Genomic DNA, 17,300 nt, shown 5'->3' with positions numbered 1-17,300 from the left:
GCGACGGCACTCCGTACCGGATTCCGCTCCGGCGGGCGGGCGCGGCGCCGGGGCGGGGTGCGCGGGGCCCGGCGCCGGGGCGGGCGGTGTCAGTCCACGGCGCGGGCTGCGGCGAGCTGGTCCCGCTTCTCCTCGCGCACGGCGGTCAGGGCCGACTCGTTCCGCGCGATGAGCTTTTTCTGGTAGGCGACTTCGACCCGGTACCAGATGCCGGTGACGTCGGTGCGCGCCTTGCAGGCGACGTCCGCCGTGGCGACCTCGATCTCCAGCGGCACGGGCGTGTTGCCCTGGAACCGCTTGTCGTTCATGACGTCCATCGGGTCGGAGTAGGAGAAGTCCCGCTCCTTCATGCACCGGGACCACGCGCGGAAGGCCTCGACGACGCGGGGGTCGGCCCGGGTGTCGTTGAAGCTGCGTCCGTTGAGGTCCTGCGCCAGGTCGCTCGATCCGAGCCGGCCCGTTCCGACGATCTTGCGTTGGGCCTCCCCCGCGCACCCGCGGACCGGTACGCGCACGCCGTTCACCTCGGTGGGCCGGCCCGTCCCGGCGATCACTTTCAGGGCCTGGCCGGTGGGAGGGGTCCGCTCGGGGAGCGGGTGGGTGCGGGGGTCGCGGTCGCCGAGGTGGTAGCCGGTGGTGCGGGCCGCGCGCGCGTCGGTCAGTCCGTAGCGGCGGTCGGTGAGGCTGCGCGGGCCCATCGCCGGGGGCGGCGGGCCGAAGTCGTGGGTGACCTTGTAGCGGCGCATGCACTCCTCGGTGAGGGTGCGCATGGCCTGCTTGACGGTGCGCAGGTCGGCGTCCGAGAAGAGGTAGTCCTGCAAGGGCAGACGCAGACCGACGCTGGGGCGCAGGGTCGGCGCCGCCCCGGCGTCCGGTGTCACCTGCCCGGTCGCGGGGTCCGCGGAGCATCCGGTGAGCAACACCAGGGAGGCGCCCAGGACACCCAGGGCGCCTCCCCGTCTGCCGAAGGTCAGAGCACCCACGTGAGGGACGCGTTGTTGTTGTAGGTGTTCTTCAGGTTGCGGGCGGTGCCGGCGTCGACGTCGTCGTAGGCGCCGCTCCAGTTCGAGTTGAAGAAGATCCGCGCGGTGGGCCAGGTGTCGCCGGTGAAGCTGCGGTAGTTCCGGGCGGACGCGGCGTTGTTCTTGACCGGCTGGCCGGAGCCGGCGCCCGCCGAGGTGAAGACGTCTCCGGCGAAGTTGTCCGAGCCGTACACGTAGCAGGCGGAGGCGCCCGCCTGGTTGGAGTTGTAGTAGAGCCGCAGGCCGTGCTCGCACCCGGCGGCGCTGGCCGGGGTGCCGGCAAGGCCCACCGCGGCGGCCGCGAGCGCGACGGCGGCAGCGGACATCACACGCATCTTCACTTGTTGTCTCCCCTGTGGTGGCCCGTCGGAGGACGGAGCTCGATGATCACCACTCGAAAGTATGACCACACAAGATCGTCACAACAAGTGGATTTCTGCCGCGAGTTGGGGGCTCGTACACAAGCACGGGACGTGGGCGGAAGCAGAAAAAACCCGCTGCCTCCCACCGTGACGGTGGGAGGCAGCGGGCTCGGCGTGAAGCCGGTGGTACCGCGTCGCCGATGAAGATCAGCGGGCGTAGTACTCGACGACGAGCTGCTCGTCGCAGATCACCGGGATCTCCTTGCGGTTCGGCTCGCGGTCCAGGCGGAACGCCAGGGCCTTGAGGTTCACCTGGAGGTAGCGCGGGGTCTCACCGTCGGGGGCGAAGCCACCCTCACGAGCGATCGTGAAGAGGGTCTTCTCCTTGGAGCGCTCGCGGACCTGCACGACGTCGTCCGGACGGACACGGAAGGAGGGCTTGTCGACCTTCTTGCCGTTGACGGCGATGTGGCCGTGCACGACCATCTGGCGGGCCTGGTAGATCGTGCGGGCGATGCCCGAACGCAGAACCAGGGCGTCGAGACGGCGCTCGAGCTCGATGATCAGGGCCTCACCGGTCTTGCCCTGGACCTTGGAGGCACGCTCGTAGGCGCGGACGAGCTGGCGCTCGGACACGTCGTACTGGGCGCGCAGACGCTGCTTCTCGAGCAGACGGACCTTGTAGTCCGAGTTCTGCTTGCGGCCACGGCCGTGCTCACCCGGCGGGTAGGGGCGGGCCTCGAAGTACTTGACGGCCTTCGGGGTCAGCGCGATGCCGAGGGCACGCGACTTCTTGACCTTGGGGCGGGACTGGTTCGCCACTGTTTTTCGCTTTCCTTGTATCGGCTTGTCAGGGTTGAGGGAGGTCGCATCCGCAGCCGGGGAAACCCGCCTCGGTCCTGGTGGACCTCGGTGGGCAGCCGCTCCCCTGGTCTGGGCACATACGTGCAGCACGCGAGTGGCCCACCGACCGGTTCCGTCCTGCGACGGGTGGTGGTGGGCTGCCCGCGACACCGTTCGACGGTGCGCGACGCTCCTGGAGCCGATCCCGGAGGATCGGGACTCCGGCCGACTGCCCCGTTCTGACTGCACGGGACGCGGCACTCCGAGCGAGTTTACAGGGTGCTCAGGACCGCTTACGACCGAGGTTCTTCCGGGTCCACTCCACCGCGTCCGCGTAGCGGGCCTCCGCGCCGTGCCGGGTCGGCTCGTAGTACTCGCGGTCCTTCAGCTCGTCCGGGGCGTACTGCTGGGCCGCGATGCCCTCGGGCAGGTCGTGCGGGTAGACGTAGCCCTGGCCGTGGCCCAGCTTGGTCGCACCCTTGTAGTGGCTGTCGCGCAGGTGGGCGGGCACGGGTCCGGCCAGTCCCTTGCGGACGTCCTCCAGGGCGGCGCCGATCGCGGTGGTCGCGGCGTTGGACTTGGGTGCCAGGGCGAGGGCGATCGTGGCGTGGCTGAGGGTGAGGGCGGCCTCGGGGAAGCCGATCATGGCGACGGCCTGGGCCGCGGCGACCGCCGTCTGCAGAGCGGTCGGGTCGGCCAGGCCGATGTCCTCGCTGGCGGAGATCATCAGGCGCCGGGCGATGAAGCGGGGGTCCTCGCCGGCCTCGATCATCCGGGCCAGGTAGTGCAGGGCGGCGTCGACGTCGGAGCCCCGGATGGACTTGATCAGGGCGCTGGCCACGTCGTAGTGCTGGTCGCCGTCGCGGTCGTACTTCACGGCCGCCCGGTCGACCGTCTCCTCCAGGGTCGTCAGGCCGATCTCCGCCTCGCCCTTGTCGAGGGCGGCCCCGGCGGCCGCCTCCAGGGCGGTGAGGGCGCGGCGGGCGTCACCGCCGGCGATGCGCAGGAGGTGGCTCTCGGTCTCCTCGGGGAGGGTGACGGCACCCTTGAGGCCGCGCTCGTCGGTCAGGGCGCGGCGGATGAGACTCCTGATGTCCTCGTCCGTGAGCGGTTCGAGGGTGAGCAGCAGGGAGCGGGACAGCAGGGGCGAGATGACCGAGAAGTACGGGTTCTCCGTGGTCGCCGCAATGAGCGTCACCCAGCGGTTCTCGACGGCGGGGAGCAGGGAGTCCTGCTGGGCCTTGCTGAAGCGGTGGATCTCGTCGAGGAAGAGGACGGTCTCCTTGCCGTACCCGCCGGCGGCGCGGCGGGCGCCGTCGATGACCGCGCGGACCTCCTTGACGCCGGCCGTGATCGCCGACAGCTCCACGAAGCGGGCGTCGGTCGCCTTGGAGACGACGTACGCCAGGGTGGTCTTGCCGGTTCCGGGCGGGCCCCACAGGAGGACCGAGGAGGGTCCGGCCGGGCCGGAGGCCTCCCCGACCAGTCTGCGCAGGGGTGAGCCCGGCTTCAGAAGATGCTGTTGGCCCACGACCTCGTCGAGGGTGCGCGGGCGCATCCGCACGGCCAGGGGGCTGCTGGACGGCTCCTTCTCCTGGCGTTCTTCGGCTGCGGCGGTGAACAGGTCGGGCTCCACGTCCAAAACCCTAAATCACGGCACCGACAATCCGGCCGGGCCCCTGCATCCCGGGCTCAGGCGGTCCAGAAATCCCACCAGCGGGTCAGGACCAGCATGCCGATGATGCCGATGTGCAGCACGGGCATGACCCAGGTGAACTCGCCGAAGAAGCTCTTGAGCCAGCTCGGGGCGGGCAGGAAGCCCTTGCGGATGTTGAACGACGTCACGTACCAGAACATCAGGATCGTGGCGACCCAGGCCAGGCTGCACCACAGGCAGAGCGCGTTGATCCGGTACAGGGACTGGAACATCAGCCAGGCGCAGAAGCTCACGCCGAAGAGGCAGCCGGCGTTGAAGGTGAGCCAGTACCAGCGCGGGAAGCGGGCGCGGGCGAGCAGGCTCACGCCGACACCGATGACGATGCCGTAGGCGACGAGGCCGAGCATCGGGTTCGGGAAGCCGAAGACCGCGGCCTGCTTGCTCTCCATGACGCTGCCGCAGGAGACGACGGGGTTGAAGCTGCAGCCGGGTGTGAACGTCGTGCCCGCGACCTTGGCTTCGAGGATCTTGAACTTGTCGATCGTGATGACCCACGCGGCGAGCAGTCCGGCCGCGCCGGTGATCACCAGCAGCAGGGCCAGGGCCCGGCTGCCGCCCTCCGCGCGGGGCACGATCTCGGCGCGCTCCGGCTCGGGCTCGGTGGAGACGTCCTTGACTGTCGTCTTGCTCATCACGCCGATTCCGTCACTTGAGACCTGAACATCTTCGGGCAGGGCCATTGTGCCGCACGGGTGCCGGTGTCCACCGTTCAGTGGACATAAGGATGTCCAGCCGGTCGTCCCCGAGGGGCGTGTTCCGGCCGACGCTCGTCGCATGACAGCACAGGGGTACGAACTCGCCGTGGAGGTGCGGGGGCTGAGCAAGCGCTACGGGGGTGTGACCGCCCTCGACGGCATCGATCCCGGCATCCGGCGGGGCGAGGTGTTCGGCCTGCTCGGACCCAACGGCGCGAGCAAGAGCACCACGGTGGAGATCCTCCAGGGCAACCGGGACCGGGACGCGGGCGAGGTGTCCGTGCTCGGGTCGGATCCGTCGGTCGGCACGCGCGCTTGGCGTTCACGTGTCGGAATCGTCCGGCAGGACGAATCGGCGCCCGCCGAGTTGACGGTCCGGGAGACGGTGCGGCACTTCGCCCGCTACTACCCCCGGCCGCGCGACCCGCGGGAGGTCATCGCCCTGGTCGGCCTGGAGGCGAAGGCGGACAGCCGGATCAAGGCCCTGTCCGGGGGCCAGCGCCGGCGCCTGGACGTGGCGCTCGGCGTCATCGGGGCCCCGACCTGCTGCTCCTGGACGAGCCGACGACCGGGTTCGACCCTGCGGCCCGCAGGCAGTTCTGGTCGCTGATCCGCGCCCTGGCCGACGACGGCACGACCATCCTGCTGACCACGCACTACCTGGAGGAGGCGGAGGCCCTCGTGCACCGGCTCGCCGTCGTCGCCGGGGGCCGGATCGTCGCCGAGGGCGAACCCGGAATCCTGCGGGAGCGCTACGGCACCGAGGCCACCGTCGCCTGGACCGAGCCGGACGGCACCCCGCGCGCGGTGCGCACCGGGACGCCGACCCGGACCGTCGCCGGGCTCACGCGCCGTTTCGGCGGCGAGATCCCGGGCTGACGGTGAGCCGCCCCACGCTGGAGGACGTCTACCTCCGGCTGACCGGACAGTCCGAGGAGGAGGCACGGTGAGCACGACCGTCGTACGGGAGCGCGGCGAGGTCGGCGTCGGACGGCTGCCTGGTGCGTGGGGGCTCGGGCTGCGGCGGGGCGCCCTGGAGATCCGGCAGTTCTTCCGCCAGCGCGACCAGGTGGTGTTCACGTTCGCCTTCCCGGTGGTTCTGCTGTTCCTGTTCGCCTCGATCTTCCGGGACGACGTGGAGGGCGCGGGCGTCACCGCCTCGCAGCTGTACGTGCCGGCGATGATGGCCGCCGGGATCATGTCGACGAGCTTCCAGGCGCTCGGCATCTCGATCGCCATCGAGCGGGAGGACAAGGTGCTGCGCCGGCTCCGGGGCACGCCGATGCCGCCGGCGGCCTACTTCCTCGGCAAGATCTGGCTGGTTCTCTTCACCGGTCTGCTGGAGACGGCGATCCTCCTTCTCGTCGGCACGACCTGCTACGGCGTGGACCTGCCCGCGGACGCGGGCCGGTGGTTCGACCTGGCGTGGATCTTCGTGCTGGGCATCACGGCCTGCGTTTTCACTGCTCCAGTAGTCCCAGCCGTATGGCTCCGGTGACGGCGACGGTCCGGTCGGTCAGGCGCCTGCGCCGCCGGCAGGAACACCCCGCGCAGCCCCTGGCACATCCACTTCAACGGGAACAGCGCCCCGACGGTCAGCATCCAGTCGGGGATGGTGCCGATGGCGATGTACACACCGGAGATGAACTGGAGCACCAGGAAGGGCAGGACGACCACCGAGCTCGCACTGTTCGCGGATTTCGGGACCGAGCCGATCGCGAAGCCGAGCAGGGCCGCCCCCACCGCACCCACGCAAGGCATCGAAGTGACCGGGCGGTTATGAGGGACCGACCGGGCCGCCGCCGTCGCGGGCGCGATGCGGTGCGGGCTGCTGGAGCGATGAGGAAGGCGCCGGACAACCGGCGCCTTCCCGGTGTGCGGGGGTGTCTCAGCCGAGCCGGGCTTCCAGCTCTGCCACGATCTCGTTCACGCCCACCGCCGTCTGCTCGCCCGACTCCATGTCCTTGAGCTGGACGACGCCCTCGGCGAGGTCGCGTTCGCCGGCGACGACCGTGTAGCGGGCGCCGCTGCGGTTGGCGTTCTTCATGGCGCCCTTGAGGCCCTTGCCGCCGTAGGAGAAGTCGGCCGCGATGCCGTTCTTGCGCAGTTCGGTGACCTTGGCGAACAGGACCCGGCGGGCCTCCTCGCCGAGCGGGACGGCGAACACGCTGGTGGTGGCCGGCAGTTCCAGCTCGATGCCCTCCGCCTCCAGCGCGAGGACCGTGCGGTCGACGCCGAGGGCCCAGCCGACGGACGGCAGCGCGGGGCCGCCGATCATCTCGGACAGACCGTCGTAGCGGCCCCCGCCGCCCACGGCGGACTGCGAGCCGAGGCCGTCGTGGACGAACTCGAAGGTGGTGCGGGTGTAGTAGTCCAGGCCGCGGACCAGCTTCGGGTCGTCCTCGAAGGCGACGCCCGCCGCCGTGATCAGCTCGCGGACCTCCTCGTGGTACGCCTTGCACGCGTCGCACAGGTAGTCACGCAGCAGCGGCGCGTCCCCCAGCTGCTTCTGGACGGACTCGCGCTTGTCGTCCAGGACGCGCAGCGGGTTGATCTCCGCACGGCGCAGGGTGTCCTCGTCCAGGTCCAGGCCGCGCAGGAACTCCTGAAGCGCCGACCGGTAGACGGGGCGGCACTCCTGGTCGCCCAGGCTGTTCAGCAGGATCCGGAAGTCCCTCAGGCCCAGCGAGCGGTACGCCTGGTCGGCCAGGATGATCAGCTCGGCGTCCAGCGCCGGGTCCTCCGCGCCGATCGCCTCGGCACCGACCTGGGAGAAGTGGCGGTAGCGGCCCTTCTGCGGACGCTCGTAGCGGTAGTACGAGCCGGAGTACCAGAGCTTGACCGGGAGGTTGCCGGCCTTGTGCAGGTTGGCCTCCAGCGCCGCGCGCAGGACGGAGGCCGTGCCCTCGGGGCGCAGGGCGAGCCTGTCGCCGCCCTTGGTCTCGAAGGCGTACATCTCCTTGGTCACGATGTCGGTGGACTCACCGACCCCGCGCGCGAAGAGCTCGACGTTCTCGAAGCCGGGCGTCTCGATGTAGCCGTAGCCGGAGTTGCGCAGCGGCGCGGCGATGGCCTCGCGGACCGCGAGGTACTTGGCGCTGTCCGGCGGGATCAGGTCGTACGTGCCCTTGGGGGCCTTGAAGGTGCTCACGGAAGGTCTCGTCACATTCCTCGTCGGGGAGCCTCGAAGGCTCCCTGGCCGGCCGCCACCTGCCGCAGATACGGGTTGGCGGCGCGCTCCTGGCCGATGGTCGTCTGGGGGCCGTGGCCGGACAGCACCACGGTCGAGTCGTCGAGCGGCAGGCACACGCGGGCCAGCGAGTCGAGCATCTCGGCCATGTCACCGCCGGGCAGGTCGGTGCGTCCGATGGAGCCGGCGAACAGCAGGTCGCCCGAGAAGAGGATCGGCGGGATGTCCGCCGCCTCGGGCATGCCGAAGGTCACCGACCCCTTGGTATGGCCGGGCGCGTGCGCGACGGACAACTCCAGGCCCGCCAGCTCCAGCTTCGCCCCGTCGGCCAGTTCCTTGACGTCATCGGGCTCTCCCACGGTCAGCTCGCCCATCAGCGGCATCCCGATGGAACGGCCGAGCGCCTTCTCTGGGTCGCTCATCATGTACCGGTCGTCGGGGTGGATCCAGGCCGGCACGTCGTGGGCGCCGCACACCGGGACGACCGAGGCCACATGGTCGATGTGGCCGTGGGTGAGGACGACGGCGACCGGCTTGAGCCGATGCTTGGCGATCGCTTCCGCGACGCCGTCGGCGGCCTGATGGCCGGGGTCGATGATCACGCACTCCTCACCGGCGGCGGGGGCGACGAGGTAACAGTTCGTCCCCCAGGCCCCGGCGGGGAACCCGGCAATGAGCACGATCGTCCTTCGTTGTGTCGATACGGGCGGCTACGGCTGCTCACAGAGCCTACCGGCGCTGCCGATTCCTCAGCGAACCCATATACGGTACGGGGCACACGCAGGCGCTCGGCACACAGGACGCACGCGTACCGGTCGACGTTCGAGACCCATGAGGAGAGAACCCGGTGGTCAGCCAGGAACAGCGGCGGCGTCAGCTCGCCCGGGAGAAGTTCTTGCGGCAGCAGCAGCGACGCACGGACGCGCGACGCAAGGCCCGTATCCGCAACTCCGTGATCGCCTCGGCTCTCGGCGTGATCGTGGTGCTCTCGGTGACGGTCTTCCTGACCAAGCCGTTCGAGGACAACGGCAAGACGGAGAACGCCAACGCGGACGTCACGCCCAGCGCCACGCCCAGCAAGGCCCCGGACCCGTGCGAGAAGCCGGCCCCGGGCAAGGTCAAGTCGGAGACCTGGAAGAAGGAACCGGCGCTGACCATCGACAAGTCGGCGAAGTACACGATGAAGCTGGACACGACCTGCGGCGAGATAGACGTCGCGCTGAAGGCGTCGGCCGCGCCGCACACCGTCAACTCGTTCAACTTCCTTCTCGGCAAGGGCTACTTGGACCACAGCAAGTGCCACCGGCTCACGGACCAGAACATCTACGTCCTGCAGTGCGGCGACCCGCAGGGCACCGGCATGGGCGGACCGGGCTACACCATCCCGGACGAGAACCTCAAGGACAAGAGCCTCAAGGGCGGGGTGTACCCGGCGGGCACGGTCGCGATGGCGAACCAGTACAACGCGCAGACGAAGCAGGGCCGCAACAGCGGCGGCAGCCAGTTCTTCCTCGTCTACCGGGACAGCCAGTTGCCGCCCGACTACACACCGTTCGGCACGGTGTCGGAAGCGGGCATGAAGATTCTGCAGAAGATCGCCAAGGCCGGAGCGCAGGCTCCCGACCCTCAGACGGGCAATACCGCGCCCAACGCGACGGTCGTGATCAACAAGGCCACGATCAGCGAATCCTGACCCCCAACTGCGAAATTTCGGTCGCGCGGGATGCGGACAGGCCCCCCGCCGGTCGCCTATGTTGGCCGTGACGAAACTGTGGACGATGCCCGGGGGAGCTACAGGCCCCTCGCAGGCATCATGTGGAGGAGGCGCTGTGAGCAGCGACCCGTGGGGCCGCGTCGACGAGACGGGGACCGTGTACGTGCGTACGGCCGACGGCGAGCAGGTCGTCGGTTCCTGGCAGGCGGGCTCCCCCGAGGAGGCGCTGGCCTACTTCGAGCGCAAGTACGAGGGCCTGGTTGTCGAGATCGGCCTCCTCGAGAAGCGAGTGAAGACCACCGACCTGTCGGCGAAGGACGCCCAGGCCGCCATCGACCACATCCGGGAGCAGGTCGACGCGCATCACGCGGTGGGCGACCTGGACGCCCTGCGGGTCCGGCTGGACAAGCTCGTGGAGCTGGTGGAGGCGCGCCGTGAGGAGCGCAAGGCGCAGCGGGCGAAGCAGTCCGACGAGGCCCGCCACGCCAAGGAGGCGCTGGTCGCCGAGGCGGAGGAGCTGTCGCAGTCCGACCAGTGGCGGGCGGCCGGTGAGCGGCTGCGGGCCCTGGTGGACACCTGGAAGGGCCTGCCGCGGCTGGACCGCAAGTCCGACGACGAGCTGTGGCACCGGTTCTCGCACGCCCGGTCGGCGTTCTCCAAGCGGCGCAAGCAGCATTTCGCGCAGCTGGACGCGCAGCGCGAGGAGGCCCGCAAGACCAAGGAGCGGCTGGTCGCCGAGGCCGAGGCGCTGTCGAACTCGACGGACTGGGGCGTGACGGCGGCGCGTTACCGCGAGCTGATGTCCGAGTGGAAGGCCGCGGGCCGTGCCCAGCGCGAGCACGAGGACGACCTGTGGAACCGCTTCCGCGGCGCCCAGGACGTCTTCTTCGCGGCCCGCAGCTCGGTCTTCGCGGAGCGGGACGCGGAGCAGACGGAGAACCTCAAGCTCAAGGAGGAGCTGGCCGAGGAGGCCGAGAAGCTCCTGCCGATCACGGACCTGAAGGCGGCCCGCGCCGCGTTCCGGAACGTGAACGAGCGCTGGGAGGCCATCGGCCATGTGCCGCGCGACGCCCGGCCCAAGGTCGAGGGCCGGATGCACGCGGTCGAGCGGGCCATCCAGGAGGCCGAGGAGGCCGAGTGGCGCCGGACGAACCCGGAGGCACGCGCGCGTGCCGAGGGGCTGACCGGTCAGCTCCAGGCCGCCGTGGACAAGCTGCGGGGCCAGATCGAGCAGGCCCGGGCGCAGGGCAACAACGCCAAGGCCGACAAGCTCCAGCGTGAGCTCGACGGCCGCCAGGCGCTGCTGGACCAGGCGCTGAAGGGTCTGCAGGAGTTCGGCGGCTGAGCAGTCGGTCGAAAAGGGGCTCCCGTACACGGTGTACGGGAGCCCCTTTCGTGTGGTCCTGCGACGACCGGTTACGACCTGCTGCGCGCCGACGTCACCCGGTACACGTCGTAGACGCCCTCCACGCCCCGGACCGCCTTCAGGACGTGGCCGAGGTGCTTCGGGTCGCCCATCTCGAAGGTGAAGCGGGAGGTGGCGACGCGGTCCCGGGAGGTCTGGACGGCCGCGGACAGGATGTTGACGTGCTGGTCGGACAGCACGCGGGTGACGTCGGACAGGAGCCGGGAGCGGTCCAGGGCCTCGACCTGGATGGCGACCAGGAAGACCGAGGACTGGGTGGGCGCCCACTCGACGTCGAGGATGCGCTCGGGCTCCCGGGACAGCGAGTCGACGTTCACACAGTCGCTGCGGTGGACCGATACGCCGCTGCCGCGGGTGACGAAGCCGATGATGGGGTCGCCCGGGACGGGTGTGCAGCAGCGGGCCAGCTTGACCCACACGTCGTCGACGCCCTTGACGACGACGCCCGGGTCGGCGCTGGAGCGGCGCTTGCGGCTGCGTCCGCGGGCCGGCGGGACCGACTCGTCGATCTCCTCGGTGGCGGCCTCCTCGCCGCCCAGGGCCTGGACCAGCTTCTGCACGATGTTCTGCGCGGAGACATGGCCCTCGCCGATCGCCGCGTACAGCGCGGAGATGTCGGCGTAGCGCATCTCGTGCGCGAGGGTCACCAGGGAGTCGCCGGTCAGGATGCGCTGGATCGGCAGGTTCTGCTTGCGCATGGCGCGGACGATGGCGTCCTTGCCCTGCTCGATCGCCTCGTCGCGGCGCTCCTTGGAGAACCAGGCGCGGATCTTGTTGCGGGCCCGCGGTGACTTGACGAAGCCGAGCCAGTCGCGGGAGGGCCCGGCGCCGGCCGCCTTGGAGGTGAAGACCTCCACCAGGTCGCCGTTGTCGAGGGTGGACTCCAGCGGGACCAGCCGGCCGTTGACGCGGGCGCCTATGGTGCGGTGGCCGACCTCGGTGTGCACCGCGTAGGCGAAGTCGACCGGGGTGGCACCGGCGGGGAGCGCTATGACGTCGCCCTTGGGGGTGAAGACGAAGACCTCGTTGCGGGAGAGGTCGAAGCGCAGGGACTCCAGGAACTCCCCCGGGTCCTCGGTCTCCTTCTGCCAGTCCAGGAGCTGGCGCAGCCACGCCATGTCGTTGAGGTGGTCGTCCTTGCCCTTGCCGGACGACTTGGGGGCGTCGCTGCGCACCTTGGAGGCGCCGGCGACGGCCTCCTGCTTGTACTTCCAGTGCGCGGCGATGCCGTACTCGGCGCGGCGGTGCATGTCGAAGGTGCGGATCTGCAGCTCGACCGGCTTGCCGCCGGGGCCGATGACCGTCGTGTGCAGCGACTGGTACATGTTGAACTTGGGCATCGCGATGTAGTCCTTGAACCGGCCGGGGACCGGGTTCCATCGCGCGTGCACCGTGCCGAGGGCCGCGTAGCAGTCGCGGACGGTGTCCACGAGGACGCGGATGCCCACCAGGTCGTAGATCTCCGCGAAGTCACGGCCGCGGACGATCATCTTCTGGTAGACGCTGTAGTAGTGCTTCGGACGGCCGGTGACGGTCGCCTTGATGCGGGCCGCGCGCAGGTCCTGCTGCACCTCGTCGGTGACGATGGCCAGGTACTCGTCGCGCTTCGGCGCCCGCTCGGCCACCAGCCGGACGATCTCGTCGTACATCTTGGGGTAGAGGATCGCGAAGGCGAGGTCCTCCAGCTCCCACTTGATGGTGTTCATGCCCAGGCGGTGGGCGAGCGGCGCGTAGATCTCGAGGGTCTCGCGCGCCTTCTTCTCCTGCTTCTCGCGCTTGAGATAGCGCATGGTGCGCATGTTGTGCAGGCGGTCTGCCAGCTTGATGACCAGGACGCGCGGGTCCTTGGCCATGGCGACGACCATCTTGCGCACGGTCTCCGCCTGCGCGGCCTCGCCGAACTTGACCTTGTCCAGCTTGGTGACGCCGTCGACGAGCAGGGTGACGACGTCGCCGAAGTCGCGGCGCAGGTCCTCCAGGCCGTACTCGGTGTCCTCGACCGTGTCGTGCAGCAGGCCCGCCATCAGCGTGGCCGGATCCATGCCCAGCTCGGCGAGGATGGTCGTGACGGCGAGGGGGTGCGTGATGTACGGGTCGCCGCTCTTGCGCTTCTGGCCGCGGTGCCAGCGCTCGGCGACCTGGTAGGCGCGCTCGATCTGGCGGAGGGTGGCCGTCTCGATCTTCGGGTCGTTGCTGCGCACTATCCGCAGCAGCGGCTCCAGCACCGGGTTGTAGGGGTTCGCGCGCTGCACACCGAGCCGGGCCAGACGGGCGCGGACGCGGTTGGAGGAGCCGGAGCGGGCCGGCTGTCCGGCGGCCTGGCGCACCGCGGGCGGCGGGGTGGGCTTGGGCCGCGACTGCTCCTCCGGCTTGTCGACCGGCGCCGCCTGGGCGTGTTCGACCGGCCCGCGGGTGTCGTTCTTCGCGTGGGGCGCGTTCGGCGCGGGCTTCGCCGCGGCCGCCGAGGCGGACTCGGGCTTGGCGGCGGTCAGGTGCTGGGCCTCGTCTGGCAAGAGGACTCCTCGTGCGCGATCCGGGTCCCCCGGTCAGGCTCCGGACCCCCATGGTAGCGATCCTGAGCTCCAGGATCGCCTTCAGGCCAATGTGAGGACCGTCTACCCCGGAAACGCACGAGGCGGGCACCGGATTCCTCCGGGCCCGCCTGCGCGATGTGGTGCCGGTGTCCCCGGGCCGCCACGGGGTCGCTAGACCGTGAGCAGCGCCTCCAGCGGGGCGCCGTTCAGCGCCGGCTCCAGGCGGGCGCGGCCGCTCAGGAAGCCGAGCTCCATCAGGACGGCGAGACCGGCCACCTCGGCGCCGGCCCGGCGGATGAGCTGGACCGAGGCCTCGGCGGTGCCGCCGGTGGCGAGAACGTCGTCCACGATCAGGACGCGGTCGCCCGCGTTCAGGTCCTCGGCGTGCACCTCGATCTCCGCCGAGCCGTACTCCAGGTCGTAGGCCTGGGCGAGGGTGGCTCCGGGGAGCTTGCCCGCCTTGCGTACGGGGATGAAGCCGAGGCCGGCTCGGACGGCGACCGGGGCGCCGAGGATGAAGCCCCGTGCTTCCAGGCCGACGACCTTGGTGGCGCCGGCGCGCTCGGCGATCTCGGCGAGGGCGTCGGTCAGTGCGGTGAACGCCGCCGGGTCCGCCAGGAGCGGGGTGATGTCCTTGAACATCACGCCCGGCTCCGGGTAGTCGGCCACGTCACGGATGCGGCTGAGCAGCAGCTCCCTGATGTCGGTCATCGGCGCTTCCCCGAGGGACGGCCACGGCCGCGGTTGCGGGAGGCGGGCTGGTTGCGGGGGCCGACGACCGCGGGTGCGCCGTCCTCGGGCTCGTCGGCGTACGCCTCCTCGCCGCCCTGCACGTCGGGCGTCTCACCCTTGGCGGCGGACTGGGCCCGCTTGGCCAGCACGCGCTTCTTCAGGGCCTTCATCGCCGGCTCGCGCTCCTTGAGGTCGGCGACGAGCGGGGTGGCGATGAAGATCGAGGAGTAGGCACCGGCGGCGAGGCCGACGAACAGCGACAGCGAGATGTCGTTCAGCATGCCGGCGCCGAGGACACCGCCACCGATGAACAGCAGGCCCGCCACCGGCAGCAGCGCGACCACCGTGGTGTTGATGGAGCGCACCAGAGTGCTGTTGATCGACCGGTTGGCGACGTCGCTGTAGGTCCAGCGGGTCTGCTTGGTGAGGTCCCTCGTCTGTTCCTTGAGGCTGTCGAAGACCACGACCGTGTCGTAGAGCGAGTAGCCGAGGATGGTCAGCAGACCGATCACCGTGCCCGGGGTGACCTCGAAGCCGACGAGGGCGTAGATGCCGACCGTGATGGTGATGTCGTGGATCAGCGCGACGAACGCGGCCAGGGCCATGCGCCACTCGAAGGCGATCGCCAGATAGATCACCACCAGGACCAGGAAGATCCCGAGGCCCTGCCAGGCCTTGTTCGCGATCTGCTCACCCCAACTGGGGCCGACCAGTTCGGCGTTGATCTGCTCCGCGTCGATCTTGAGGTCGTCGGCGAGCGTGTTCTTGATCTGGTTCGCCGCGCCGGTGTCGATGCCGGCGACCTGGATGCGCAGGCTGCCGTCGCCGAGCTTCTGGACGATCGCGTCGTGGCCGGAGGCCTCTTCCGCGTACTCCTCCGCCTGGGACACCGATGCGCTGGTGTTCTTCGGGGTGTTGAAGACGGCGCCGCCCTGGAACTCGATGCCCATGTTCAGGCCCCGGACCGCCAGGCCGACGATGGCCGTGATGGTGATCAGGATGGAGAGGCCGTACCAGATCTTGCGGTTCTTGACGAAGTCGTAGCCGACCTCGCCACGGTGCAGTCGGGCGCCGAGGGTGCCGAGTTTCGACATCTCAGGCCTCCTTGGGGTCGACGGGGGCGGCGGGGCGGCGGGTGCGGCGCAGCGGCGGCTGGGCACCCAGGCTCTTCGGGTCGAGGCCGGACCACTTGTGGCCGTTCGCGAAGAACGGGCGGCGGGCCATCAGGGTCAGCAGCGGCTTGGTGAAGAGGAACACGACGACCACGTCGAGCAGGGTGGTCAGGCCGAGTGTGAAGGCGAAGCCCTGGACCTTGCCGACGGTGACGATGAAGAGCACCGCGGCGGCGAGGAAGGACACGAAGTCGGAGACCAGGATGGTGCGCCGGGCGCGCGGCCAGGCCCTCTCGACGGCGGGGCGCAGGGTGCGGCCCTCGCGGATCTCGTCGCGGACGCGTTCGAAGTACACGATGAACGAGTCCGCGGTGATGCCGATCGCGACGATGGCACCGCACACGGCCGGCAGGTTCAGCGCGAAGCCGATGGCCGGGCCGAGGAGGGCCATGAGCGTGTAGGTGAGGGCGGCCGAGACCAGCAGCGAGAGGATCGCGATGAACGACAGGCCGCGGTAGTAGGCCAGCAGGTAGATGACGACCAGCGCGAGACCGATGGCGCCGGCGATCAGTCCGGCCTTCAGCTGGTCACCGCCCAGCGCGGCGGTCACGGTCGTCATGCTGTCCACCTTGAAGGTCAGCGGCAGCGCGCCGTACGACAGCATGTTGGCGAGGCTCTTGGCCTCCTCCTGGGTGAAGCTGCCGGAGATCTGCGCGTTACCGCCGCTGATGGCGGTCTGGACGAACGGGTGGGAGACGACCTCACCGTCCAGAACGATCGCGAACTCGTTCTGCGGGGTGGTCTGCTGCGCCAGCTTGCCGGTGATGTCGGCGAACTTCTTGCCACCGGCGGAGTTGAAGGTCATGTCGACCTGCCAGCCTGCGGCGCCCTGGGTGTCGAAGCTCGCCTGGGCCTTGTCGATCTGTGTGCCGTCGACGTCGACCGGACCCAACAGGAACTTGCTCCACTCCTTGCCGTCCTGGCCACAGGCGACGGTGGGCTGGTCGTTCTTGGCTTCCTTGCCCGCGGTGGCTCGCTGCTTCGGATCGGTGCAGTTGAGGGCCGCGTACTTCTTCTCCAGCTCGCTGGTCGGAGAGCCGGCGGTGCTGGACGGCGAGGGACTGCCGGAGGTCTCGGGGCTGTTGCTCGCGGACGGCGTGGCGTCCGCCTTCAGCGCGTCGGTGACGGCGCGGCCCTGCGAGGTGGCGGTGGCCGACGGGCTGGCGGAGCCGGGCGCCGCAGACTCGTTGGCCTTGTCGGTGCTGGACGCGCTCGGGGAGGCGCTCCCGCTGGGGGGCGCGCTCGGGGTGGGTGTCGCCTCGCCGGGGGCGGCCTCGCGCTGCAGGACCGGGCGGAAGTAGAGCTTGGCGGTGGTGCCGACCTGCTTGCGGGCCTGCTCCGAGTTGGTGCCCTTGGGAATGTTGACGATGATGTTTTCCCGGCCCTGCGTCTGGACCTCGGACTCGGAGACGCCCAGACCATTGACACGGCGCTCCATGATGGAGACGGCCGTGTCCATGTTGGTCTTGTTGATCGCCGCCTCGTTGCCGGCCTCGGGGACCGCGCGGAGCGTGATGCTCGTACCGCCGGCAAGGTCGATGCCGAGACGGGGCTTCGTGTGCCCCGTGGCGAACATCCCACCGGTGAGCGCCGCGATGGCGATCAGGATCAGGGCCAGCGAGCGCCCCGGCTTGCTCTGGGCGCTCGCGTTCCTGCCCTTTTTAGGTGTGGCCACCTTCTCGTACTCCCTCTCGGGCCACCTCGCTCCGGATCGGCGGACGGGCGGCCATGACATGGTGTCGGGATTCCGTGCGAGCTGGGCGTGTGCCCGGGGGGGGGGGGGGGGGGCCCCCCCCCCCCCCCCCCCCAAAAAAAACGGGGGGGGGGGGGGCCCCCCCCCCCCCCCCCCCCCCCCGGGGGCCCGCCCCCCCCCCCCCCGGGGGGGGGCCCGGC

General features: G+C 70.1%; 13 protein-coding genes and 3 pseudogenes. 4 read left to right on the top strand and 12 right to left on the bottom strand.

The features are described 5' to 3' along the window. Positions 1 to 89: 89 nt before the first annotated feature. The 5 genes from ACFY9E_RS38045 to ACFY9E_RS38025 form a co-directional block, all read right to left on the bottom strand. Complete coding sequence (locus tag ACFY9E_RS38045) at positions 90 to 983, bottom strand: hypothetical protein (RefSeq protein WP_390992723.1); 894 nt, start codon at positions 981 to 983, stop codon at positions 90 to 92. After that, entirely contained in the window at positions 971 to 1,348 is a 378-nt protein-coding gene (locus ACFY9E_RS38040; protein WP_390992720.1) for a peptidase M23, read from the bottom strand. The genes ACFY9E_RS38045 and ACFY9E_RS38040 overlap by 13 nt, the downstream gene beginning before the upstream one ends. A 243-nt stretch (positions 1,349 to 1,591) precedes the next feature. Next, on the bottom strand, positions 1,592 to 2,206 hold the full coding sequence (gene rpsD, locus ACFY9E_RS38035; protein ID WP_010046470.1) for a 30S ribosomal protein S4: 615 nt from the start codon (positions 2,204 to 2,206) through the stop codon (positions 1,592 to 1,594). 304 nt (positions 2,207 to 2,510) lie between these two features. Then, on the bottom strand, positions 2,511 to 3,863 hold the full coding sequence (locus ACFY9E_RS38030; protein WP_390992717.1) for an AAA family ATPase: 1,353 nt from the start codon (positions 3,861 to 3,863) through the stop codon (positions 2,511 to 2,513). Positions 3,864 to 3,919: 56 nt separating this feature from the next. Beyond that, on the bottom strand, positions 3,920 to 4,576 hold the full coding sequence (locus tag ACFY9E_RS38025) for a vitamin K epoxide reductase family protein (RefSeq protein WP_390992714.1): 657 nt from the start codon (positions 4,574 to 4,576) through the stop codon (positions 3,920 to 3,922). A 142-nt stretch (positions 4,577 to 4,718) separates the two neighbouring features. Here ACFY9E_RS38025 and ACFY9E_RS38020 point away from each other — a divergent pair. After that, positions 4,719 to 5,589: pseudogene (locus ACFY9E_RS38020) on the top strand (ABC transporter ATP-binding protein). Beyond that, positions 5,586 to 6,125: pseudogene (locus ACFY9E_RS38015) on the top strand (ABC transporter permease); the annotation flags it as partial. The pseudogenes ACFY9E_RS38020 and ACFY9E_RS38015, both read left to right, overlap by 4 nt. Before the next feature lie 47 nt (positions 6,126 to 6,172). Here the strand turns inward: ACFY9E_RS38015 and ACFY9E_RS38010 are convergent. The 3 genes and pseudogenes from ACFY9E_RS38010 to ACFY9E_RS38000 form a co-directional block, all read right to left on the bottom strand. Then, positions 6,173 to 6,379, bottom strand: a pseudogene (locus ACFY9E_RS38010) (ABC transporter permease); the annotation flags it as partial. A 148-nt stretch (positions 6,380 to 6,527) separates the two neighbouring features. Further along, positions 6,528 to 7,790, bottom strand: coding sequence for a histidine--tRNA ligase (gene hisS / locus ACFY9E_RS38005; protein WP_390992711.1), 1,263 nt, complete (start codon positions 7,788 to 7,790; stop codon positions 6,528 to 6,530). A gap of 11 nt (positions 7,791 to 7,801) precedes the next feature. Then, the gene (locus ACFY9E_RS38000; RefSeq protein ID WP_390992709.1) at positions 7,802 to 8,509 is read right to left on the bottom strand and encodes an MBL fold metallo-hydrolase; all 708 of its coding nucleotides are present in this window, start codon (positions 8,507 to 8,509) and stop codon (positions 7,802 to 7,804) included. Positions 8,510 to 8,676: 167 nt separating this feature from the next. Here ACFY9E_RS38000 and ACFY9E_RS37995 point away from each other — a divergent pair, with 167 nt between their 5' ends. Together ACFY9E_RS37995 and ACFY9E_RS37990 are read left to right on the top strand one after the other, a co-directional pair. Further along, positions 8,677 to 9,522 (top strand): peptidylprolyl isomerase, encoded by an 846-nt coding sequence (locus ACFY9E_RS37995; RefSeq protein WP_390992706.1) that lies wholly within the window; start codon positions 8,677 to 8,679, stop codon positions 9,520 to 9,522. Between the two features lie 136 nt (positions 9,523 to 9,658). Then, on the top strand, positions 9,659 to 10,888 hold the full coding sequence (locus ACFY9E_RS37990; protein ID WP_390992703.1) for a DUF349 domain-containing protein: 1,230 nt from the start codon (positions 9,659 to 9,661) through the stop codon (positions 10,886 to 10,888). A 71-nt stretch (positions 10,889 to 10,959) separates the two neighbouring features. Here ACFY9E_RS37990 and relA read toward each other — a convergent pair whose 3' ends face one another. The 4 genes from relA to secD all read right to left on the bottom strand — a co-directional run bounded on the left by relA (position 10,960) and on the right by secD (position 17,082). Continuing rightward, complete coding sequence (relA, locus tag ACFY9E_RS37985) at positions 10,960 to 13,482, bottom strand: GTP pyrophosphokinase (RefSeq protein WP_390992700.1); 2,523 nt, start codon at positions 13,480 to 13,482, stop codon at positions 10,960 to 10,962. A gap of 192 nt (positions 13,483 to 13,674) precedes the next feature. Beyond that, entirely contained in the window at positions 13,675 to 14,214 is a 540-nt protein-coding gene (locus tag ACFY9E_RS37980; protein WP_390992697.1) for an adenine phosphoribosyltransferase, read from the bottom strand. After that, the gene (secF, locus tag ACFY9E_RS37975; RefSeq protein ID WP_390992694.1) at positions 14,211 to 15,329 is read right to left on the bottom strand and encodes a protein translocase subunit SecF; all 1,119 of its coding nucleotides are present in this window, start codon (positions 15,327 to 15,329) and stop codon (positions 14,211 to 14,213) included. Before secF ends, ACFY9E_RS37980 begins: the two co-directional genes overlap by 4 nt. Position 15,330: 1 nt before the next feature. After that, complete coding sequence (secD, locus tag ACFY9E_RS37970) at positions 15,331 to 17,082, bottom strand: protein translocase subunit SecD (protein ID WP_390992691.1); 1,752 nt, start codon at positions 17,080 to 17,082, stop codon at positions 15,331 to 15,333. Positions 17,083 to 17,300 lie beyond the last annotated feature (218 nt).

The sequence above is a fragment of the Streptomyces sp. NPDC012466 genome (assembly GCF_042955215.1).
In the GTDB taxonomy this organism is placed as follows: domain Bacteria; phylum Actinomycetota; class Actinomycetes; order Streptomycetales; family Streptomycetaceae; genus Streptomyces.
The sequence above is the reverse complement of the archived record's forward strand: the minus strand, read 5'-3'. Positions and strand labels throughout refer to the sequence as shown.